This is a genomic window from Deltaproteobacteria bacterium (assembly GCA_023382265.1).
In the GTDB taxonomy this organism is placed as follows: Bacteria; JAMCPX01; JAMCPX01; order JAMCPX01; family JAMCPX01; genus JAMCPX01.
In genome coordinates this window covers 23,318-46,543 of sequence record JAMCPX010000073.1, presented here as the reverse complement: position 1 = coordinate 46,543, position 23,226 = coordinate 23,318, and the positions used below count along the sequence as shown (strand labels likewise).

Here is a 23,226-nt window from a genome sequence, read left to right as displayed (position 1 = left end):
ATAAGCATAAATATGGAAAACACATATTTACCAAGGTTGATATTCTGGGAACTAACAGCACAGTGCAATTTAAGATGCATACACTGTAGGGCAGTTGCAATGCCGGAGAAGATGAAGGGTGAGCTCTCAACAAAAGAGATTTTCAATATCATTGATAATATTGCAGACTCTTACAAGCCCATACTCGTTCTTACCGGCGGAGAACCGTTATACAGAGAAGACATATTTGATATTGCGTCTTATGGCGTTTCAAAGGGATTGAGGATTGCACTTGCCACGAATGGAACCCTTATAGATGAGAAAAAAGCAAAACAAATAAAAAATGCCGGCGTAATCCGTGTTGCGATCAGCATTGACGGCGCCAATGCTGACGTTCACGACAGCTTCAGGGCTTTACCCGGATCATTTGAAGCAGCTATGAATGGAATCAGGTATGTCCAAAAAGCCGGCGTGGAAGTGCAGATCAACACAACAATAGCAAAGCATAATGTGCATCAGGTTGCCGACATATTTAACCTCGCACTGAACTTAAAGGTAAATGCGCTGCATTATTTCATGCTTGTTCCTGTTGGATGCGGAGTAATGATAGCGGATAGCGAGATGCTGCCTGCGACTCAGTATGAGGATATATTGAACTGGATGTATGATCAATTTACAGCTCATAAAGAGATCGAGTTAAAAGCCACCTGTGCGCCTCATTACTACAGGATTATAAGACAAAGGGCAAAGCGCGATGGCGTAAAATTGAGTTTCCAGACTCATGGCATGGCTGCTATGACAAAGGGTTGTCTTGCTGGCAGTGCTGTTGCCTTCATCTCAAGGCTTGGTATTGTACAGCCATGCGGTTATCTGCCGGTTGCAGCAGGCGATTTAAAGAAACAAACATTTGAAGACGTATGGGAAAATTCCCGGATCTTCAAAGAATTTAGGGAGCCTTCGCTTTTGAAAGACAAATGTGGTGCGTGTGAGTATAAAGCTGTATGCGCCGGGTGCAGGGCAAGAGCTTATTATCAAACGGGTGATTATCTTGATGAAGAGCCGTACTGTATCTATGTCCCGCCAGGATATGAAAAGAATATGACTGAGAATAAAAAAAATATAAGTATAGAAGTTCTTTAAGTATAACAAATATGGATAATAGCGGCGGGTTGGAGTATAAGGTAGTTGAGTTAAGTATTGTGACGGATTCTGAAATTGAGAAAGCCCTTAACGAATGGTGTAATAAGGGATGGGAATTTGACAGGATAACCTATGCAATGAAAGAAGCCCAGAGAAGACCTGTGATGGCATTCCTTATGTTTATTAAAAAAGGTGAACTGACAAAAGATGAATAGAGCGACCTTTCTTGAAAGGGTATCCGCAAAGTTTATAGATATGGCTTTTGCACTCATACTGGCGAGTGTACTATCTCCTATTGGTTCAATTACAGGGCTCGTCTATATACTCATTGCGGATGGGCTTATGGAGGGCAGATCCATTGGTAAACTATTGGTAGGCACAAAGGTTGTAATTCAGGATACATCTGCTCAATGCTCAATCCATAAATCCGTCCTGAGGAATATACCTTTCGGCTTTGCAGTATTTATGTTTATTATACCTGTGATAGGATTATTTTTATTTATATCATTTGGCTTGACTGTAATAGCAGTAGAAGTATATTTCCTTTACACGGACATTAATGGCCTGCGCATAGGTGATGTACTTGCAGATACTTTTGTAGTAAGGAAATAGTGTGCAAACAAAAAATATAAAAAATAATGTAAATCGTTTGTATATATGCTTACATAATATATGCTTACAGGGGGCACGGTGATAATGGAAAAAAAGGAATTAAAATATTTTAAGTGGAACGCAGGTTTGAGCAGGAGTAGGAATAGGTTTAAAACCAACCGCTACTACACTACCGCATTATTAGGATTAATAACTGTGATCGCGACCTTCCTATCATCCTGTCAGCATTCGGCATTAAATATGGGTTCCAATCCTGTTTTAAAAAATGCAACAGTCGCATACAATGATGCAGTATCTGTGGGTGCATTAAAATATGCAAAAGAAGAGATTTCAAATGCGCACAGACTTCTTATAAGAGGCAGACAACAGATCGCTGCAAATTCTATAGATGAAGGTAATCTGCTGTTAAAACTGTCCACACAGCTTTCTAACGAGGCAAAAGAAATTACCCTGATGAACAAAGCGAATGAAAATAAAAGCCAGAAATTTAACTTTAACTTGGCTCAGGCAAAAATGAAAAACCTAACCCCTGCGGAGCTTGAATATGAAAAATTATTGGCTGCTCATGGTGTAATCGGGCATGTTGTTCTAAATCCAATGATAGAATACACAAATGCTCCTGTAATAGAAGTCTCTGGTTATTCGATACCCGGGAGTATAATCAGGATCTATGGTGCAGAGTCCGACATGTGGGCAATGGCTGATGGAAAAACCGGTCAGTTTGATGCTGAAGTGCCGTTGGCACCAAATAAACTGAACCAGTTACAGGTTTATGCATTAAATACGGATCTCGATCCGGGAATAGCCAATATATTTCAGGATTCCATTATTCCTTCAGCCCCGAAAATGGGCAAGAGTATTGTTATGACAGGCTATAGTGTAGAGCATATAACGGGTTCTACAGAGCCCGATACGGTTGTTACAATAAATGGCAGCTTTGGTAAGATTTCCGGAACAACAAATGCGAGCGGTAGTTTTGATCAAAAAGTACCCATCAATATAAAAACAGCAAATCAAATTACCATTGCAACCATTGATAGAGCAGGCAATGTCGGTTGGCCTGAGCATTATGTCGTATTCCAGGCCGGCTCACCGCCTGCTTATGCACTTGAGGAGAGCAAGCAATATATCGGGATAACGGCTGCTTATCAAAACATTTTTGATAGCTCGTATCTTGATAGTCTGCATAGTACCTATGGTATAAATAAAGTGGCTTTAAATCCTTACGGAGCCTTTGTTGACTATACGAGGAAATTTTCTCATAGCCTCGGTGTTGATCTGTCCGGCGGATTTGGATATGCAAAATCGAATTTTGTATTTAATAACAGCAATGGTACATATAGAATGGTTATACTGTCAGGCTTGATTGCGCCGGAGTATCACATACTTATTAATAATTTTGATATTCATTTAGGACCCGGTATCGGAGTCTATTACCTCATGAAGCATTTGGATTATGCCTCTGTAAGTACATCGGAGGAGAATCTTAACTATTTCACATATAATGTGTCCGCTCAATTAGGTGTTAACTATTTATTTTCCTCAAGTTTTGCAATCTCCGGATTAGCGCGGCTCTCATGGGGAGATATCTCCAATATAAACAAACAAGGTGCTTCTTTAAATCTTGGTGGACTTTATATGGGAGTAGGGTTTGTTTATTATTTACATTAGTTTGATGTGAAACCCGATGTATCCGGCTGTGGTAGTTTGCTAAACATAGAATAAACAATGAAGCTACACAACGCAAGCGTCGGGGTATCCGTTATACCAGAGTACGCGGGCATACATTCTCTGGGTACCCGCTTTCGCGGGAATGACAGCATAGACGCTTTACCCCGGATGTAAACGCCGATGAAATCTTTTGATTATCCCGAAACAGTGAAAAAAGAGAGGCTCCATTCACACATTAAGCGTCATTTCCAAATAATTGTTGTAATAGGCAAAAAACTGCACTAAATTGGTCTATTATGGATAGTTTTTACTGGTATAGAAAAACAAAGGTTTATTTCGGCACCGGTGAATTTCAAAACGCAGCTAAGAGGGCAAGAGGATTCGGCGATAGGGCTTTGCTTGTAACGGGCAGGTCTGCGATGAAAAGGCTTGGCTTAACCGATAAATTGCTTCTTATGCTTGATAAAGAAGATATTCAAGCGGTTGTTTATGACAAAATTGAACCGAACCCAAGGGTTGATTCGGTTGACCAGGGCGCAATGATGGCTGAGAAAGAAGGCTGTGACTTTATAATAGCACTCGGCGGCGGTTCTGTTATGGACGCATCCAAAGGCATTGCCCTTGTTTCTGTAAGCAAGGGTTCTGTATGGAATTATATAAGAAGCTGGGATAAAGAACCCGATAGAATTAGCAATGCACTGCCGGTTATTACCATACCTACAATAGCTGCTACAGGCTCGGAACTGAACGGAACAGCAGTTATAACAAAATGGGATACGCACGAGAAGGCAGTACTCGAACATGAGATACTTACCCCTGTTTGTTCAGTGATCGATCCGGAGCTAACCGTTAGCACTAACAGCAAGACAACGGCAGATAGCGGAACCGATATATTATGCCATTTGCTTGAGACCTATATAACTGGTAATAATACATCGGATGTCTCCGATCGAATGACAGAGGGGCTCTTACAGATTGTTATTGAATATACTATAAAGGCAATTGCTTATCCCGATGATATTGAAGCAAGATCATATTTAAGCTGGGCAAGCAGTCTTGCGCTATCAGGCATACCGTCAGCAGGACGGGGAGGAAGTTTCCCAATCCATCAAATTGAGCATGTATTGAGTGGATGGTATGACATCAGTCACGGCAGGGGACTCGGCATTATACTTGTGCCGTATCTTGAGTTTATGCTTGACGTGAGACCGGAAAGGATTGCAAAACTTGGAGAAAGGCTTTTTGATTATACAGGTACCATGGAAGAAAAGGCAGAAGCCGCTATCCTTAAGATTAAAAATTGGCTTAATGAGATCGGTATAAAAGAACACCTGGAGAATGTAGGCATAAAACATGAAGCACTTGCCGTACTTTCAGAAGATGTTATAAGGTTGTACGGCTATAAGCATGGTAGCCTTTCAGGCAGTTCAAGACTTAATAAAGATGCTGTAGTTACTATATTAATTAAATCAATGCATGTATGACTATAAAACTTTCGAATATTGCAGATAAAAGACTTATACAAATAGGATTTGATATAAAAAAAAGAGATCCTGTACTTTTGCGTCTTATAGATATGCTTGTAAAAATAGATCCTTTTGAAGAAAGGGATATTTTATTTAACAAATTCATAGAGCGCGAGAGTGTTATGTCGACATCCATAGGCAGCGGTATTGCACTGCCGCATATTATATCCGATAAGATCGATAATACCTTGCTTGTGATTGGTATAGATAAGGATGGTATCGAGTATGACAAAACTACCGAGCCTGTAAAGATCGTATTCATGTTCATAGGACCGGCTCGAAACCGTGAATCATATCTTGATGCACTTGTAAGGGTATCAAGACTTTTAAAAGTAGAACAGAATAAAAGTAAGCTGCTCAATGTGAATACCCCCGAAGATGTTATGAACATAACAAATGGAATGGATTGAGCATGCCGGAATTACCAGAGGTCGAAGTGAGACGCATAGCAATGGAAAGAAACTTTAAAGAAAAGCGTTTACAGCATATAAATATTGTCAAAAAGGGTATTATTAAGCATAATGGATCGGAAAAAGATTTTTTAGAGAAATCGCTTGATCGGATTGATAGAAGGGGTAAATATTTAATATTTAAATTTTCAGGGAATAAAACCTTTGTATTGCATTTTGGCTTATTTGGTGAAATGGCTATTGCCGATTCAACGCGTGGTTTATCATCAATATGTGCAGAATTTGGTTTTAATACAGGAAAGAATTTATACATTTTTAAATGGGCATCAATATGGTTTAACAAGCAAATTGAGGAACTTGCCGTGCTTGGGTATGATCCCGTTGCAGAAAAGGATCGATTTACTCTGACATATCTGAAAGATTCATTATTGAAAAAGAAGACGAAGATGAAACGGTTTCTAATGGATCAGTCTATTATAGCGGGCATAGGTTCTGTTTATGCGGATGAGATACTATTTAAAGCAGGCGTACTTCCCATGCGGGATACCGGCTCGCTGAAAAAAGATGAATCAGAAAGGCTTTATCAAATGATTGTAAAAGTACTTGAAGATGCAATAAAAAAGACAGTGGCGTACGGAAGAGAAGACAGGCGATTTCTATCACTTGAAAATAGGGTTGACTGTCCTGTATGTTCTACAGGCATTGTAAAAATAAGATTTGCAGGGAGACGCACGGTTTACTGTCCGGTATGTCAGCATTGAACAATATGATCAAGATAGATAATATAACAAAAAATTTTACGAATATTAAAGCTGTTGATGATGTAAGCCTTGTTATAAAGGATGGCGAATTGTTTTCACTGCTTGGTCCTAATGGTGCAGGTAAAACAACACTTATGAAAATGATAGTAGGACTTTTAAATCCTGCATCAGGCGATATCCATATCGATGGACACAGTATCATGAAACAGCCTGTCGGTGCAAAAAAGCTCATTGGCTACATCCCGGACAGACCATTCGTTTATGAAAAACTTACCGGTTATGAATACATGCTTTTTGTTGCCAATATGTATAATCTCGACGGTTTTGACGTAGAGGAGTACGCACAGGAATTACTAAAGTTGTTTTCAATAGATAACTTTAAGGATGAACTCATAGAAGGGTATTCGCACGGGATGAAACAGAGACTTGTATTTGCATCAGCAATGATTCACAATCCAAAGTATATCATAGTGGATGAGCCCATGGTTGGACTTGATCCCCGCGGAATGGCACTGTTAAAAGCCATATTTAAAAGTATAAAGAAGAAAGGCAAGACTATACTCATGTCAACCCACGATCTGTTCATAGCAGAACAGCTTTCAGACAGGGTTGGGATCATAGATGGGGGCAGGATCATAGCGCTTGGTACTGTTCAGGAGCTAAAGGAGCAGGCAAACGTAAAAGGCGGTTCACTTGAAACCGTTTTCTTAAAGCTCACTCATGAAAACCTTGTTGAGGAGCTTGATCTATAAATGCGAGCCATCCAACCTGCACTCTTATCATTCAAAAGATTCACCTCTTTAAAAGATAATAAAAATAGAATAAAAATCATTGGTATGTTCTTACTGGCGATGAGTTTTTTTGTGGGTGAGTATCTCTTTTTTTCAACAATGCTTGTGTACTTCTCAAAGACAGAACTGATAGGTCAATTACTTATAGGAAAGATGCTTTACATGGTCAACCTTATATTTTTTGCCATGCTGATTTTCAGTAATATAATTACCGCCATATCAACTTATTATGTTTCAGATGATCTTTCTCTTCTTATCAGTATCCCTATAACCCTTGAGGAGTTTTTTTATGCAAGACTTGTACAAACAACTATTAAGAGTTCATGGATGGTTCTTTTATTCGGTGCACCCATTTATATTGCTTATGGTACAGTAATTGGAGGGAATATTTATTATTATATTGGTATGATTGTAGCACTCGCATCCCTTACCTTTGTTGCGTCAACCTTGGGTATTATATTCACAATGATTATTACATACATATTACCCGCAAGACGTTTTAGAGAGTTTATGCTGTTTATTTCTATTGTGGTGTTTATATCCATGTACATAGGTTTTAGAATCGCAAGGCCGGAACAGTTTTTAAATCCGCAGAAATTTGAGAATGTAATAGGCTATTTAGCAGCACTCCGCTCATCGCAATCAATGCTTTTACCGAGTACATGGCTAAGTATGACACTCTTATCTATGCTTTCATATAAATATAATGATGCCTTAAAGTCACTACTGCCACTTATCACAACAGCCTTTGCGGGTGTCAGCATAGGTGTATTCTCGGCATACCTTTTTTATATGAAGGGATTTACAAAGGCTCAAGAATCTAAAACTGCCAGGCTAAAAAGGAAAGGCATATTTTACAGATCATTCAACAAAATAATCGGGAAGAAGAATATATTTGTAAATGCGATAATCAAAAAGGATGTCCTTGGGTTTTTCAGAGATGCATCTCAGTGGTCACAGCTGCTTTTGCTTGGTGCGCTTGTACTTGTTTATGTTTACAATTTTACAGTGCTGCCTCTAAACGGCATACCTTTCCCGACCCTGTATATAAAAAATGCAGTTGCATTCTTTAATCTTGGACTCGCTGCATTTGTTATTACTGCTATATCTGCAAGGTTTGCGTTCTCCGCTGTCAGCCTTGAGGGACGGGCTATGTGGTTGATAAAGGTTTCCCCGAATGAACTTTCCGAACTGTTAAGAGCAAAGATTCTTTATAACCTTGTACCACTTTTGATTGTTGCATTCGGCATTGTTTATTTTACAAACCATGTGCTCGGTGTTTTCTGGTACATTATGTATCTGTCGATCTTTACGATGATGTTGTTGACGGCAGCGATTGCAAATCTTGGTGTTAGTTTTGGTGCAATCTACCCGAAATACCATTATGAAAATGTTGCCGACATTGCAATGGGGTTCGGCGGATTGTTGTTTATGATTGTAAGCCTAGGAATTACGGGGATTGTGCTTCTTATACAGTCAATACCCACATACAGGGTTATGAAGGAATTTGTATTTCCAGCAGGTCTTACATTTTATGATTACATCTGGATAAGCTTTATGTATCTTATATCATTTGCAACTATCGTGTATCCTGTTTTATACATAAGAGAAAAAGCAGAAAATGCGTTAAAGACGCAGGAAGGGTAGATATATGAAAAAAAGTATGGTTACAGATTTAAAAGAAGGAATGATAGTTGACAGCACCTTTCTTATTAAGGATAAGAATCTTGGTACAGGAAAGACTGGTAAAGATTATCTTACAATTGTATTGGGAGACAAATCGGGTGATGTAGAGGCAAGGGTGTGGGATAATGCAAAAGAGATAGATTCTACAATAAGCACTAATGACGTAATACAGGTGAGGGGAAGGGTAAATAATTATAAAGGTAAACTGCAGGTATCAGTTGACGAGATCAGATGGATCGATAAATCACTTGTAGAACTCTCCGATTATGTAATGAGATCTCTACGTTCATCCGATGAGATGTTTTACGAATTAAAGATGCTTATGGCTACGATGGACAATCCGCATTTGAAATCACTCACGGAGTTGTTTTTTTCGAAAGAAGATATGATTAATTTATTCAAAGCATCAAGTGCCGCAAAGAGCATACATCATGCTTATGCAGGAGGTTTACTTGAGCACACACTTAATGTTGTAAAACTTGTGGATATGATCGTTAGCATATACGAAGGCATTGACAGGTCCCTGCTTCTTACAGCGGCTATGTTTCATGATATAGGTAAAATAAAAGAACTCGGAGGTGAATTTGCAACAGAGTACACGGATGAAGGAAGGCTTATAGGGCATATTGTTATTGGTACCGTGATTGTTGATAAACTTATATCCGAAATAAAGGATTTTCCTTTGGAGCTTGCTATGCTTTTAAAGCACAGTATACTAAGCCATCACGGTGAGTATGAATTTGGATCTCCTAAGAGACCCAAATTAATGGAAGCAATAATACTGCATTATGCGGAGGATATGGATGCGAAGATCGCAAGTATGCGCGCTCATATCAAGAATGAAACGAATAATGATGGAAACTGGACAAGCTTTGACAATCCACTTGGTAGATATATCTACAAAAGGCATTACATAGAGACAATGGGTAAGGACGAGGATAGAGGAAAATGATCGTATTTGTTCACTAACCCAGGAATGCGATTTTTGGGCTAATGCTCACAGGTGTGATATCCCATCATCTTTATCATTTCTGGAATCCTTTACCATTTTTTCAAGCCATTCTTTTACAAGGTCCTTTGCACCAAAACCGAATGCGATTGCAAGTCCCAGCACAGCGCCTCCAAAAATTATAGAAAATGCCGCAACGATTACATTCTTTCCTATCTCAAGCAGATCAAGTGAAATAAAGATAAAGAATATTACAATAGCAAGCTTCGTTAATCTGCCTATTGCTTTTGCATGAGGAAGATGGGAGCCAACTGCCGCAAGGACCATAATGCGATCAAGAAAATCTCCTAATAAGTAGCCTGCTATAAATATAATAATTGCTGCAATTAATTTTGGGAGATAAAGAAAAAAGCTAGTTATAAGATGATCTATTGGTGTAAGTTTCAGAGCACTGAGTCCGAGCATAAGGAAAACAAACACTATAAACCAATATACGAATCTCTCTCCAATAACACTTAAGGAATTATCGTTGAATATCACGGAAAGCCCTGCTTTTTCTCCGAGTTCATTAAATTTTATAAGCTTAAATAAAAATCTTGTCATCCTCTTCAAAAGCCATGCAAGTATAAACCCTATTACAATTACAAACAGCATCGTCATGATATTCGGTATATAGCTCACGACCGTGTGATACCACGCAACAAATGGTTTTATAATTATTGTGTTTAGAAACTCCATTGTATTCCTCCTTTAACGTACCTGAAAATTATGCTTTTATGCCGGGCAGTTATAAATAATCTTGAATCCATTGTAAATCGGATGCAGTACAAAGTCCAGCCATTTTTAAACTTTCTGACTCCGAATAAAGCTAAGACAAATACAAAGGCTTGCCGGAGGATATGTTTAATATGGATAAGAGGAAAGTATATAAAAATCAACACCCATATTTGACATCTGTTTATTTCTTGATAAAATGAATAATTTGATATGATAAATGCTGATTTAAAAACCGTAAATTATGGACATATCAGGGATATGGTTACACATGAAATATGGCAAAAGGGGCTTTCATACTTTCATAATAATAATGTCCTGTCCATTAACATCAAGGAAAATGTCTTATCGGCAATAGTGCGCGGTCACAACAAGAAGCCGTACGAGGTAAACATATTTCAGAACAGCGATAAGATTACTACCATGAAATGTACATGCTCATATTCAAGCGAATGGGGATGGATATGTAAACATGAGGTTGCTGCATTGCTTGTATGGATACACAAGAGGGAGGATTTATATAAGCAAAACAAAAAATCATTACCCTCGTTATCCGTTATGAGGGATATATCAAAAAATCCCGGTTATAGTATATTTGTATCATGGTTCTCATTATTGGATCAGATTAGTCTTTCCGTTGATCTTCTTAATGACGGTCCTTCTATCGAAATAACACTTCAGGATAAATCAAGCGGCAGAACGGCAAGACTTACTGTTCCACCACATGAATCACCGGATTTACTGCGGCAATTATGCCTGTCTCCGGACATAAACATATCCGAGCGTGCATCAAGTGTAACATTCACCGATAAACCCATTCGTTATGAATTGCTTGCCGACTTTGATAGCGGCAACAGACTTATTCTAACACCGGTTTATCGTATTATGTCGGACCATAATGAAATCATATTGAATGCCGATCAGGTAAAATCTCATATCATAAATGATAAATGGTTCTGGTATAATAATTCCTTTATCAGGATACAGGGACTTCCGGATACACTTATGCCTTACTTTAAAGGTGAACAGCCTCTTATATATGAGGGTGAAGAGATAATAAACTTCTTTAGGTATAACATTATCTCTCTTGAACAGGAAAAACGATTCAAGCCTTCGGAACAGGTAAAAAAAAGCCGTATATTAACAGGATCAAAGCTTTCAAGATTACGGGTAGAAGATGCATCAGACTGGATATACCTTTCTCCGTACTATGAAGTTTCCGGAATAAATTTAAGCCTCGGAGAAATCCTTAAACAAAAAGACAAAAACGGCTTTGTCAGGTATAAAGACGACTGGCTATACTTCTCTGATGATATCTTAACAGGCTTCACAAAAAAGGGTAATATGACGGATGACGGGAGAATCAAGTTATCAAGGCTTGACTATATAAGGCTTAAAACAGAAATGGATAAAACAGATATAGAAGAACCCGAGCCGCTTAATAAATTCTATTATGAACTAAACCGCATTTCAGAGCCATCTCCTGCCCCTGAAGAAAAAGATATCGGTATGATTGGGGAGCTAAGGTCGTATCAAATGGCGGGTTATAACTGGTTGTGGTTTTTATATAAAAACAATTTAAACGGCGTGCTTGCCGATGAAATGGGACTCGGTAAAACTCACCAGGCAATGGCACTGCTTGCCGCCTTATACAAGGCTGGATCCACACTTCCAAGCATTATCATATCTCCGACATCTGTTATTGATCACTGGGAAAATAAATTGCAGAAATACCTCCCATGGATAAGGATAAACAAATATTACGGAAAAAACAGAGTTATTACTGCCGATTCGTCATACGACATATTGCTGACAACATATACGGTAATGATAAACGATATCGAAAAATTATCAAAGCCGGAATGGCAATATGTTATTCTTGATGAGGCGCAAAAGATAAAAAACCATCAAACAAAAACCTTTAAGTCCGTAAAATCTTTTAATGCAAGACATAAACTCGCGTTGACAGGAACACCTATAGAAAATAGACTGTCCGAGCTATGGTCTATATTCGATTTCCTCTTACCTGGATATCTCGGCTCTATTGAAGGGTTTATTAAAGAATATGATACACCAATAACAAAAGACGGGAATCAAGATAAAAAAGAATTACTTAAAAAGATCATACATCCATTCAAATTAAGAAGATTAAAAGAAACAGTACTGAAAGAACTGCCGCCAAAAGTGGAGGATTTAAGATATTGCACACTCACACCCCATCAGGTAGCTATATACAAGGGATTTATTGATGCGCAGGGCAGCAAAATTATAAAAAATCTGCAAGACGAAACAAAACCTGTTGATTATATGCATATATTTGCACTCATTACAAAGCTCAAAAGGTTATGTGACCATCCGAATCTTATAATAGACGATCAAGCAATACCAGCCACATCAGGCAAATTCGAGTTATTTAAAGAAATCATGGAAGAAGCATTGGATTCTGGTAAAAAGATTGCAGTGTTTAGCCAATATCTTGAGATGCTTGATATAATAGAACGCTGGCTGTCAAAGAAAAGAGTTTCTTTTGTTTCACTGAGAGGTTCAACCAGAAATCGCTCTAATGTGATAAAAAAATTCCAGGAAGATCCAAGATACACAGTGTTTGTAGGCAGCCTTCTCGCTGGCGGTATCGGCATAGATCTAACGGCAGCATCTATTGTGATACATTATGATAGATGGTGGAATGCAGCGAGGGAAAATCAGGCAACAGACAGGCTTCACAGGATAGGCCAAAAAAACAGCGTGCAGGTGTTTAAACTCATAACAAGAGGCACTCTTGAGGAAAAGATTAATAACATTATAAACAAAAAGGCAGAGCTGATGAACAGCGTTGTTGAAAGTGACGATACAGGTATCGCAAAAAGTCTGTCAAGAAAAGAGATAATTGAATTGCTCAGCTTACCCGTATCCTAAAAGTAATTACTTGACTATTACATGCTATCTATTATTTATTATCAAATCTTGGGCTGTTAGCTCAGTTGGTAGAGCAGCTGACTCTTAATCAGCGGGTCGCAGGTTCGATCCCTGCACAGCCCATTTTGTTTTTCAAACAATTAGATATTGTTGTAAGAGACTAGCCCGGCCAGGATACCGGCGACTGCGGCACCAGCCGGAAGAAAGAACAACCTGTACCTTGAATCGTGAGACCCTACTATATCTGTTTTCATTCAATCATCGTATCATCATGAAAAGACGGATTTAGATTATCCTGGAAAGAAATATTAAATCTCATATTTTGTGTGCAGGTATTCCATAATTGCAACGGCATTATTATGGTCCTCGTCCTTTGCTGCATATAGCAGCGTAACAGCACCTTTTCGTGAATACTCTATAATAACGTTGAGAAGGTCTTGTTTTTCGGTCAGGGAATCCAGCTCCTTAAAATACCTGCGCTTGAACTCATACCATTTTTCAGGGTCATGGCCAAACCATTTTCTTAAATTGTCCCCAGGTGCAATCTCCTTTAACCACAGTCCAACCTTTGCATCCTTTTTGCTCATTCCCCTCGGCCACAATCTGTCAACGAGTATCCGGAACCCGTCTGTCTCTGAGGGTTTATCATATATTCTCTTTATCCTTACCGTATAAATTCCCTGTGTATACACTTTAACCGATAGTTTTATTTAATAATAGCATACTGCAAGAAATAATGATATAAAATAATTGTAATTCTATGCGGTACCCAAGTTTGCCGATGCAGTGTAAGAGTCCATAACACATACGAAGCTGCTTATGAAATCTGCCTGAGTAATAATAAAAAAGGATGCTCATGTTTCTGCTGGACATGTTCAAGACGATTGCCTATTGCAACAACCAAATAGTTGGAATAGCTGGATTGCTTATAAAATAAGGGCGGGGAAAACCCGCCCTTATTTTATAACTCAATCACTTCTTAGCTTAAACCTAAAAGTTTCCTCCGCCCGGGAATTGAGGACCTGTGTATGGGAAGTATTGAGGCCCTTTTGTAATACCCATTGATTCGGTTACACTATCACTAACAGAATTCGTAACCCAGACATTGCCTGATGCGTCTATCGCTATACCAATGGGAAAGGTGCCTACAGCATAGGTGCCTATGGTAGCACCGGCAGGGCTTAATTCGGTTACATTATTACTGCCATAATTCGCAACCCAGACATTGCCTGATGCGTCTATTGCTATACCAATGGGAACGGTGCCTACAGCATACGTGCCTATGGTATCGCCAGTAGGGCTTAATGCGGTTAAAGTACTACTGCCATAATTCGCAACCCAGACATTGCCTGATGCGTCTATCGCTATACCACGGGGATAGGAGCCTACGGTAACCGTGGTGATTGTAGCGCCAGTAGGGCTTAATGCGGTTACAGTACTACTACCAGAGTTCACAACCCAGACATTGCCTGATGCGTCTATCGCTATACCACGGGGATAGGAGCCTACGGTAACCGTGGTGATTGTAGCGCCGGCAGGGCTTAATTCGGTTACATTATTACTGCCATAATTCGCAACCCAGACATTGCCTGATGCGTCTATTGCTATACCAATTGGAGCGGTGCCTACAGCATACGTGGTGATTGTAGCGCCGGCAGGGCTTAATTCGGTTACATTATTACTGCCATAATTCGTAACCCAGACATTGCCGGATGCGTCTATCGCCATATCATAGGGATAGGAGCCTACGGTAACCGTGGTGATTGTAGCGCCTGTAGGGCTTAATTTGGTTACAGTACTACTGCCAGAATTCGCAACCCATATATTGCCGGAAGCGTCTATCGATATACCATAGGGACTGGTGCCTAAAGCATACGTTGCTGAGATAAGCTTACTCCCCTTTACTTGGTTTGAATATCCACTTTCTGCGGCATTGTTCAGTGCGGTAACAACAAAGTAGTAAGGTGTGCTGATTGTTATACCGGTTACCGTATAGGCTGTTGTTGTGGTTGTTCCTACCGCTGTATATGGTCCGCCGGAAACCGCTGATTCATAAATATTATAACTTGCAGCCCCTGTTGAAGCATTCCATGTAAGCAGAATGCTTGATGTCCTTGACAATGCTGTGAGATTTGTAGGTGTTGAAGGTATTATGTCTGAGGTGCTTACACCTATTGTACCGGTTACTGCGTATCCATAATTATCACTTACGGTTACGGTTACATATCCACCGGTGTTGTATGTTGACGGTGCTGCTACAGTAGCAGTTGTTCCATAACCGGTTATTGCCCATCCTGAAGAAGCCCCCCATGTATATTTCAAACTATTCCCTTCTGCATCATAGGTGTTGACGACTGCTGTTATAACGCCGTTCGGTAATACGGGATTTGGTGACGCTGTTATACTATTTATCACCGGTGCAGTATCCCCCTGAGTGCTTAAAGCAATTACCCCCATTGCATACATACCGTTACTGTCTGACACCTCTATGATAGCGGTTCCTGTAACATCATATCCACCTAGTGCTTGTATTGTTGCTGTTTGACTATTCCCACCATTTATTATTTTCCATTCACTTGATGGAGATACTGTCCACGTGTAGGTCAATGCAAGCTCCTGTGCGCTCTGGGCAATGACAGTTGTTGTAACATTGTTACCCGGTATTACAGGTAATCCTACAATAGATAGACTCTGTATTACCGGCATGGTAGGTCCGGCAGGACCTTGTTTTCCATTTGTTCCGCTGCACCCTGCTAAAAACATAAGCAACAGAAATGTAAAAACAGGAAATGTTTTAATGGTTACTTTCATATATCCTCCTCTTTATCTTCAGCCTGTTCATCAGGCTCAAATATACAAATAGAAAGCCCTTATAACTGTGAAGTAACGAATGGAAACTACAATATGCCGATGAGATAGAACTGTCAAACGTTTCTTAATATTTCGTCCGTCCGGATATCGCGGCTTTTATAAATCGATTTTAATGCCTTTATTTTATCCGGGTCCGTATACAGGGCGCAACAAAAACTAGATGATCTGAAGGCATGGCAGCGGTATACACCGCAGCCGGATGAAAAAATAAATAATACCTTGATCACAGCTATCTCTATCAAACGGGTTCCCGGTAAAGCTTGACAGATCCGATAGATTAGACTATATTAGTCATATCAAAAGGGATAAAGAGGTTAAATATAATGAAAAGCGCTGCAGTCTCCAAATTGAAGGCATCTCTGAGCGAATACTTGTTAAAAGTTAAAGCCGGTGAAGAAGTTATTGTAACCGACAGGGGCATGCCAATTGCCAAGATAGTCCCGTTAGGAAGAGATGAAAGCAAGATACCTTTACATATGTTGATGCTGGAAAAAGCAGGGGTTGCCCGTATTGGTTCAGGGACATTGACGGAAGATTTCTGGAAAATGCAAAGGCCGAAAGATATAAAAGGACACGCACTTGTAAATCTTTTAAGAGAACGCGAGGAAGGCAGATGAAGTTCTGGGATTCTTCAGCAATTATTCCATTATGCATAACAGAACCGAGGACCAAAACCGTTGAGGATATTGCTAAAGAAGACAATGCCATTATTGTATGGTGGGGAAGTACCGTAGAGTGCCATTCTGCGTTTTCCCGTTTACAACGAGATGGCATTTTAAAACCTGAAGAAAACGAGGATCTTAGGGAAATACTTGTTTCCCTGTCCGGCGTATGGACCGAAATAGAGCCATGTGAGGATATCAGGGACATAGCGATACGCCTGCTTATGAGTCATCCGTTGCGAGCTGCGGATGCTTTGCAGCTCGCTGCTGCTATAGTGTGGGCTGATAAGAAACCGAAAGGGCACCATTTTGTATGTTTTGATATCAGGATGAGAGAAGCGTCAAGAAAAGAAGGTTTTGGAGTATTACCGGCAAGTATATGAGACTCACAGTTCTCCAACTGGACATTCATACGTTGTGGTATGATCCACGATTTAACACAAAAGATGCAAAAACCCGAATTGTACTTATGGATAATATATCCCGCCGGGCACAAATGCGGATAATGATCCTGTTATGTTTTTAAGGCTCACGGGTATTTTATTGAATCCGAGATACCCGAGGTATGCAAACAGCATTGGCTCTATCACATAAGGTTTATAGCCGAATTCCTCTACTGTTTTAATACTCACACCGTGCATCAGTCCTGACAGATGTCTTATTATTGTAAGGTTATTGGCACCACCGCCGCATATAATAATATTCTTGATTTTATGCCCTGCAAAATGTTTTATGTTATACATAATGGAGTGTGCTGTAAAGGCTGTTAGTGTAGCAATAGTATCAATGTCATCGAGAGGAATATCAAGCATTGTAATATACGTTTTATTGTAAAGATCTCTGCCTGTGCTCTTCGGCGGATGTTTTTTGACAAACCGATCGTGCATTAGCCGCTCAAGCATGTCCGCATTAACAATGCCTTTGGCTGCAAATCTTCCGTTTGTGTCAAAAGTCTTCCTGCCGTTCGTGTAAGCCTCGACTGCAATATCAATGAGCCTGTTGCCGGGTCCGGTATCAAAGCCGTGCACTGTATAAAAATTTGAATGTGAAGGTATTGCCGTTATATTTGAAATACCGCCTATGTTAAGGACAACCGCCGGTGCATATTGTCTGAAAAGCTCAAAGTGCAGAACGGGTGCAAGAGGCGCTCCCTGACCTCTAAGGGCAACGTCCTTGTCCCTGAAATGGGCTACAACGGGTATGCCTGTCCTCACTGCCATAACGGAAGGGCTGCCGAGCTGGATTGTTGAACCCGTGGAGAATTGTTTGTCCGTATGGATTTTTTGAGGTTTCGGTGAATGCCATACTGTCTGACCATGAGATCCTATGAATGCTATACCGGATTTTTTGATGCCCGATGAGTTGATCGCTTTTAATAATGCATCGGAGAATGCCATACCAAGTCCAAAATCAAATTGCCCTGCCATGGCAAACCATGTTGATGGTGTAAACGTATTTGTATGATCAACCAGTTCTAAAAACAATCGTTTTAATGCTGCCGGATAGGGGTATGTGCCTGACCACAGAGGTTTTATTCCAGGGTAAGGTAATGCCATGTCGAACTTTATCATTGCGATATCAATTGCATCCGCCGACGTACCTGTATTTATTCCAATTCCAATCATATGCCTTCCATAGAATCCATGCATTAATAATATCACAAGCTCGATATAAAGAAATCAAAAATAACTGTATTGCATTTTGGGCATTTATAGAAAGTGCTGAGGGTCCACATCAAAGGTGGTTATAATATCACCGATTGTTCTTTTAAGATTCTTGTTCAACGTATGAAGCACATCTAACATGGTTTTTGAGGAATGTGCTTTTAGAAGCACATTATAAATATAAAATCCTTTCACACGAATGAGTGGTGCAGGTGCAGGCCCTAAAACGGTTAACCGATTATTGAATGCTTTAAGTTCCTCTGTAACTTTGGACATCGCATTCTCAAGCTTCTCAAGCTTTTTATGCTTGAATAACAGCAATACGAGCCTTGAGAACGGCGGATAATCAAGCTCCTTTCTATATTTTAATTCCCTCTCATAGAATGTCTGAGTATCATAATTAACGGCATATTTTATTGCATAATATTCTGGATTGTATGTTTGAATATAAACCTTTGCACCAGAGGTTAGCCTTCCGGCCCTTCCTGCCGACTGGGTTATAATATTAAAAACGTGTTCAGCACTTCTAAAATCGGGAAGGTTAAGACCGATGTCAAGTAAAGGCAGGCACACAAGATCTACCTTTGGAAAATCAAAACCTTTTGAAACCATTTGTGTCCCTAGCATAATTATTGCTTCTCCGCTGCCAAATGTATTAAGTATCTGTTCGTGTGAGCCGGGCTTGACTGTTGTATCACGATCCAGCCTTACAAGCGGGACATCTTTAAATAAATGTTTCAATTCCTCCTCGATTCTTTGGGTGCCGGTGCCGACCGGTTTGAGATTAACAGAACCGCATGAGGGGCATTTTCCTGTCGCATTAGTTTCATATCCACAGTAATGACATTTCAGCTTGTTTACCGTTTTGTGATAAGTTAGTGAAAGCTCACAATCGGGACAATGTTCGGTATGACCGCAATCATCGCATACAAGGCTTGAAGAAAAACCTCTTTTGTTAAGCATTATGATGGCTTGTTTGCCTTTTGAAATAGTATCCGAAAGGGCATCCATAACAGGTTTTGCCAAGAGTTCATTTCCTATCCTGTGCGGGTGTTCTCTCTTGAGATCTATGACATGTATTTCTGGCATTGGAAGCTCATTTATTCGTTTGGTTAATTTATAAAGTCTGTATTTGCCTGTAACAGCGTTATAATATGATTCCATAGAAGGTGTTGCACTGCCGAGTACAACAATGGCCTGTTCTAATTTTCCGCGCATTATTGCAACGTCACGAGCGTTATACTTAAACCTGTCTTCCTGTTTGTATGTGCTTGAATGTTCTTCATCTACAATAATAACGCCCACATTTTTTATAGGAGCAAAAACCGCAGACCTTACGCCTATGACAATCCTTATACGCCCGGATAGAATTTTTTGTTGGCTTTCAATGAGTTCCTTTTGCTGTACCCCGCTATGCATAATTCCTACCAATTCCCCGAACCTGCTTTTAAACCTCTGTAACATTTGTGGGGCGAGTGCAATCTCGGGTACAAGGACAATTGCATTTTTGCCCTGTTCAATTGCGTAGTGTATGAGCCTTAAATAGATTTCAGTTTTACCGCTTCCAGTTATACCCATTATAAGATTTGTGGAAAATATTCCGCTGTTGAAAGACTTTTGCAGTGCTTCAATAATAGCGTTTTGTTTAGCCGTAAGTATTACATCTGGAATAAAATATTTTTCAGGTGTATATTCGTTTTCTCGAATGAAATTACCCGGCTCTTTGTTATCAGGCCCTTTAAAAGATGATTCTATGATCCCCAATTTTTCAAGTCTATTTATAATGTTGATGCCGAATTTTTTTAAAAGTCTGTTCTTTGATATGTGTTTTCTCTTTTCTAAATGTTCAAGCACCTCAAGTTCTTTTGCTGTAAGAGATGAAGAATTATACGGCAGACGGCTTATATTGTAGAATTTGTTAAGCTCAAGCCTTACCCCTTTATGCGGTATGAACTGTTTGAATACGTCACCAACCGGATGCATGTAATAGGACGAAGCCCATTCAAGCACAGACATAAGCGGTTTTGATACACTCGGTTTATGATCAATGAGCTGATTTATGAGTTTTATATCAATCGCAGGTTTATCAATGCCAATCTTTCTTATGATCCCAACAAGCATTCTTGAACCGAATGGAACAAGTACGCGCATACCCGGGATAATAGGGTTTTCTTCATTATCCAGTTGTTTTGGAGCGATTCTATATGTAAAGCTTTGATCAATCGGGACGGGCAGGATTATATCAACAAAAAGCTCTTTATTCTCCATTATTGTTCAGGGGATATACTTTTTTTTGCAACACCGATTCCCGACTTAATCATGATCTGCTTTGGCATGTAATTATTGGGCGGCAATGGTGTAAAGGTGTTAAAGTAAACAACAGCAGACGCTTTTGGTTTTATAGACTTTATGGATGACTCGTATTGATTGTCCATAATGACTTTTACATTTTTAATGGTTGATGATGACTGGTTATTTATGAGTACAGAAGGGTTACCGAGGAGTCCTGTAGTGTCAACACCTATAATAACATTAAGGTTTCTCAAAGAGAAAAAAACGATTAAACCTATTAGTATGAGTGTAATAAAGATACTCATTCCAATGATTGCAAATAGTCTTGTTTTCTCATAACTATTCATGTTTTCTATTCTTCTTGATAATCTTCTATAAATTTTTTTTGTATCCATAATCACTCCGCATAAAAATGATTTCACATATTAATAATATTGTTATTGGTTTACCATACATGTCTGTAACAGCTTTAGCTACAATAGAAAAGATAAAACGCCTGTCCGCCGATTTATTATTTACCAGAGTATTCTGTCATCTTTTGTTGCTTCCATACGTTTTAGAGATATCTTGCCTATAAATTTAGATATATAAAAGACCTATCCTTCCATAGGATTAAGGTAAAGTTTTTCAACTTCATACTGCTCCATTAATTTTACCGCTTCCTTCACGTCATTGGTCATGATAACAAGATCATGCGTAAATCCTTTATGGTTTATTATATGATTTTTAAGCTGTGCCTCTTTTATAAAACCAAGTTTCTCAAATACATTAATAGCACCCTTTTGTTCTGCGGCCATCTCTGCAATAAGTTTAGACAGCTTTTTTTCAAGTGCAACAAGGAATATCTCTCTTGAGAGAGCAAAGCCCAGCCCTTTACCTCTGTACAATCTTGAAACGACTATTCTTATTTCACCGATATGTCTTGTCCATCCGTACGATTCCGAATGAAGGCTTGCGTCGCCGACTATTTTATCATCTTTATCAAGGGCAAGCAGAGGTAAGACTTTATCATAATCAAGTTCTTTGCACCACTTGTCAATTAGTTTTTTGTCTGACACATCATGCCTTAAAAACTCTCTATCTTCTTCAGGTATATGTATAAAAAAATCGTAAAGTTTGTTTCCGTCTGATTTAAGCATAGGTCTTATAGTTATTTTAGAACCATCTTTAAGCGTATAAGCCTTGGAAGAGTTTTTATTCATAAATTATCCTCCTTCATTTATCTATAATTATGCATCACAATCAGTGGAAATACAAGTTTTAAGTAAACCATATCTTGTCTTGTTCAAAACGAAGCCGTTTTATTTGCAGAAGAGCAAACAAACTTCCTTTTCAGGTTAATAAAACTTCTTTATATGAACATCAGTATAGTAATAATGGATGATCTGTTTATAGTTATAGCCTTTTTTTGCCATACCATACGCACCCCATTGACACATACCAACTCCATGTCCAAAACCTCTGCCGTTAAATAAAATATCGCCATGTTTTATCCTGAACCAGAACAATGTACTTCTTAATTTATCGTAACCCACAATACTTCTTAAGGTTGTACCGTCGAGATCAAGGTAACCATGATCAATAACGATTCTTGCGGTCATAACCCTTTTAGTCCTGCTTCTCTTTAAAACTGCAAAACCATAAACACCTGAAAGCCTGTATCCATTAGCTATTAATCTTCTTGTAAGCTCATTGAAGGAGATAGTGTATTTCCAGTTAAACCCAGGTGCAAATCTACAAAAATCGCACTTTTTAGTACGGAGATATGGATAATCATGACCAACAGCATCTTCTGAGTTCTCCGTTTCACCGCCGCATATAGCATGATACATGGCAAGGATGGGTTTATCGTGATAAGTTATAATCTCGCCCTTTGTTGAGTTTACGGCTTCCCATCCCTTTTTGTCTTCTGATTCTGCACCGTCATAAACCTGATCCATAAAATTTGCAGACATATCATAATAATCGTTTAAATGCCGTTCTTTCTGCCACATAGCATAAGTTCTTGCAACAACAGCCTGTGCTTTCAAAGCCTCAATAGACCAATTATGAGGCATCTCAGCGTTTACTATACCCGCAACATAACTTTCGAGATCAACCTCATTTATCACAACAAGCCTATCCGAAGTTAAAACAGCTATCTCAAGATGTCCTCTTAAGAGTTTTCCGTTTATCCGGATAATGCCTTTTGAGAAAAGGAGCGTAACAAGCCTTGTTGGGTAAATCTTCTTGTTTACCATTATTCCATTATTTGTAGCGGATACGATAATATAGGAATAGCCGTTGTTTTTGTAAATATATAGGTTTCTGTATGTATCTATAAGCATTAGATCATTTCCTTCTATGTGAAGCGTACTAATGTTGTTAAGTACATCAATTCTGACAGTTGGTATGGATTGAGCATGCACTGCGCACGCTTTAAAAAATAAAAAAACACATATAAATACAAAAGTTCCGGATATCTTTTTAAACATTTAAGTTATTTACACAAATATTGAACGAACTTGCAATAGTTTATTGAT

The 23,226-nt window shown here is 39.1% G+C and carries 21 protein-coding genes and 1 tRNA gene; 14 read left to right on the top strand and 8 right to left on the bottom strand.

Annotated elements, in window-relative coordinates:
* Window positions 1-12: 12 nt before the first annotated feature.
* The 10 genes from M1381_12260 (at window position 13) to M1381_12215 (ending at window position 9,528) form a co-directional block, all read left to right on the top strand.
* Window positions 13-1,119: a radical SAM protein gene (locus tag M1381_12260; GenBank protein MCL4479843.1), complete on the top strand. Its 1,107-nt coding sequence runs from the start codon at window positions 13-15 to the stop codon at window positions 1,117-1,119.
* An 11-nt stretch (window positions 1,120-1,130) separates the two neighbouring features.
* Complete coding sequence (locus M1381_12255; GenBank protein MCL4479842.1) at window positions 1,131-1,334, top strand: DUF4177 domain-containing protein; 204 nt, start codon at window positions 1,131-1,133, stop codon at window positions 1,332-1,334.
* On the top strand, window positions 1,327-1,731 hold the full coding sequence (locus M1381_12250; protein MCL4479841.1) for an RDD family protein: 405 nt from the start codon (window positions 1,327-1,329) through the stop codon (window positions 1,729-1,731). The genes M1381_12255 and M1381_12250 overlap by 8 nt, the downstream gene beginning before the upstream one ends.
* Before the next feature lie 84 nt (window positions 1,732-1,815).
* The gene (locus M1381_12245) at window positions 1,816-3,402 is read left to right on the top strand and encodes an Ig-like domain-containing protein (GenBank protein ID MCL4479840.1); all 1,587 of its coding nucleotides are present in this window, start codon (window positions 1,816-1,818) and stop codon (window positions 3,400-3,402) included.
* 296 nt (window positions 3,403-3,698) lie between these two features.
* On the top strand, window positions 3,699-4,886 hold the full coding sequence (locus tag M1381_12240; protein MCL4479839.1) for an iron-containing alcohol dehydrogenase: 1,188 nt from the start codon (window positions 3,699-3,701) through the stop codon (window positions 4,884-4,886).
* A complete protein-coding gene (locus M1381_12235; protein MCL4479838.1) occupies window positions 4,883-5,338 on the top strand; it encodes a PTS sugar transporter subunit IIA in 456 nt (151 codons plus the stop codon). The genes M1381_12240 and M1381_12235 overlap by 4 nt, the downstream gene beginning before the upstream one ends.
* Before the next feature lie 2 nt (window positions 5,339-5,340).
* Complete coding sequence (locus M1381_12230; protein MCL4479837.1) at window positions 5,341-6,099, top strand: hypothetical protein; 759 nt, start codon at window positions 5,341-5,343, stop codon at window positions 6,097-6,099.
* Window positions 6,100-6,104: 5 nt separating this feature from the next.
* On the top strand, window positions 6,105-6,851 hold the full coding sequence (locus tag M1381_12225) for an ABC transporter ATP-binding protein (GenBank protein MCL4479836.1): 747 nt from the start codon (window positions 6,105-6,107) through the stop codon (window positions 6,849-6,851).
* Window positions 6,852-8,537 carry a hypothetical protein gene (locus tag M1381_12220; protein ID MCL4479835.1) on the top strand — a complete coding sequence of 562 codons (1,686 nt, stop codon included), beginning with the start codon at window positions 6,852-6,854 and terminating at the stop codon, window positions 8,535-8,537. It begins immediately after the preceding gene.
* Window positions 8,538-8,541: 4 nt separating this feature from the next.
* Window positions 8,542-9,528: an HD domain-containing protein gene (locus tag M1381_12215; GenBank protein MCL4479834.1), complete on the top strand. Its 987-nt coding sequence runs from the start codon at window positions 8,542-8,544 to the stop codon at window positions 9,526-9,528.
* Window positions 9,529-9,573: 45 nt separating this feature from the next.
* Here M1381_12215 and M1381_12210 read toward each other — a convergent pair whose 3' ends face one another.
* Window positions 9,574-10,263: a hypothetical protein gene (locus tag M1381_12210; protein ID MCL4479833.1), complete on the bottom strand. Its 690-nt coding sequence runs from the start codon at window positions 10,261-10,263 to the stop codon at window positions 9,574-9,576.
* Between the two features lie 249 nt (window positions 10,264-10,512).
* Between M1381_12210 and M1381_12205 the strand changes: the two genes are divergently transcribed.
* A complete protein-coding gene (locus M1381_12205; protein ID MCL4479832.1) occupies window positions 10,513-13,215 on the top strand; it encodes a DEAD/DEAH box helicase in 2,703 nt (900 codons plus the stop codon).
* Window positions 13,216-13,265: 50 nt separating this feature from the next.
* Window positions 13,266-13,338, top strand: a tRNA-Lys gene (locus M1381_12200).
* Between the two features lie 185 nt (window positions 13,339-13,523).
* Here M1381_12200 and M1381_12195 read toward each other — a convergent pair.
* A complete protein-coding gene (locus M1381_12195; protein ID MCL4479831.1) occupies window positions 13,524-13,892 on the bottom strand; it encodes a DUF488 domain-containing protein in 369 nt (122 codons plus the stop codon).
* 313 nt (window positions 13,893-14,205) lie between these two features.
* Window positions 14,206-16,026, bottom strand: coding sequence for an NHL repeat-containing protein (locus tag M1381_12190; GenBank protein MCL4479830.1), 1,821 nt, complete (start codon window positions 16,024-16,026; stop codon window positions 14,206-14,208).
* A gap of 383 nt (window positions 16,027-16,409) precedes the next feature.
* On the opposite strand from M1381_12190, the gene M1381_12185 reads away from it, so the two are divergent.
* Together M1381_12185 and M1381_12180 are read left to right on the top strand one after the other, a co-directional pair.
* The gene (locus M1381_12185) at window positions 16,410-16,703 is read left to right on the top strand and encodes a type II toxin-antitoxin system prevent-host-death family antitoxin (protein ID MCL4479829.1); all 294 of its coding nucleotides are present in this window, start codon (window positions 16,410-16,412) and stop codon (window positions 16,701-16,703) included.
* On the top strand, window positions 16,700-17,131 hold the full coding sequence (locus M1381_12180) for a type II toxin-antitoxin system VapC family toxin (GenBank protein ID MCL4479828.1): 432 nt from the start codon (window positions 16,700-16,702) through the stop codon (window positions 17,129-17,131). Before M1381_12185 ends, M1381_12180 begins: the two co-directional genes overlap by 4 nt.
* Window positions 17,132-17,215: 84 nt before the next feature.
* Here M1381_12180 and M1381_12175 read toward each other — a convergent pair whose 3' ends face one another.
* The 5 genes from M1381_12175 to M1381_12155 all read right to left on the bottom strand — a co-directional run bounded on the left by M1381_12175 (window position 17,216) and on the right by M1381_12155 (window position 23,178).
* A complete protein-coding gene (locus M1381_12175; GenBank protein ID MCL4479827.1) occupies window positions 17,216-18,373 on the bottom strand; it encodes an anhydro-N-acetylmuramic acid kinase in 1,158 nt (385 codons plus the stop codon).
* A gap of 84 nt (window positions 18,374-18,457) precedes the next feature.
* Window positions 18,458-20,680: a primosomal protein N' gene (gene priA, locus M1381_12170; GenBank protein ID MCL4479826.1), complete on the bottom strand. Its 2,223-nt coding sequence runs from the start codon at window positions 20,678-20,680 to the stop codon at window positions 18,458-18,460.
* Complete coding sequence (locus M1381_12165) at window positions 20,680-21,099, bottom strand: hypothetical protein (GenBank protein ID MCL4479825.1); 420 nt, start codon at window positions 21,097-21,099, stop codon at window positions 20,680-20,682. The genes priA and M1381_12165 overlap by 1 nt, the downstream gene beginning before the upstream one ends.
* A gap of 201 nt (window positions 21,100-21,300) precedes the next feature.
* The gene (locus tag M1381_12160; GenBank protein ID MCL4479824.1) at window positions 21,301-21,906 is read right to left on the bottom strand and encodes a GNAT family N-acetyltransferase; all 606 of its coding nucleotides are present in this window, start codon (window positions 21,904-21,906) and stop codon (window positions 21,301-21,303) included.
* A gap of 135 nt (window positions 21,907-22,041) precedes the next feature.
* On the bottom strand, window positions 22,042-23,178 hold the full coding sequence (locus tag M1381_12155) for a SpoIID/LytB domain-containing protein (protein ID MCL4479823.1): 1,137 nt from the start codon (window positions 23,176-23,178) through the stop codon (window positions 22,042-22,044).
* Between the last annotated feature and the right edge of the window lie 48 nt (window positions 23,179-23,226).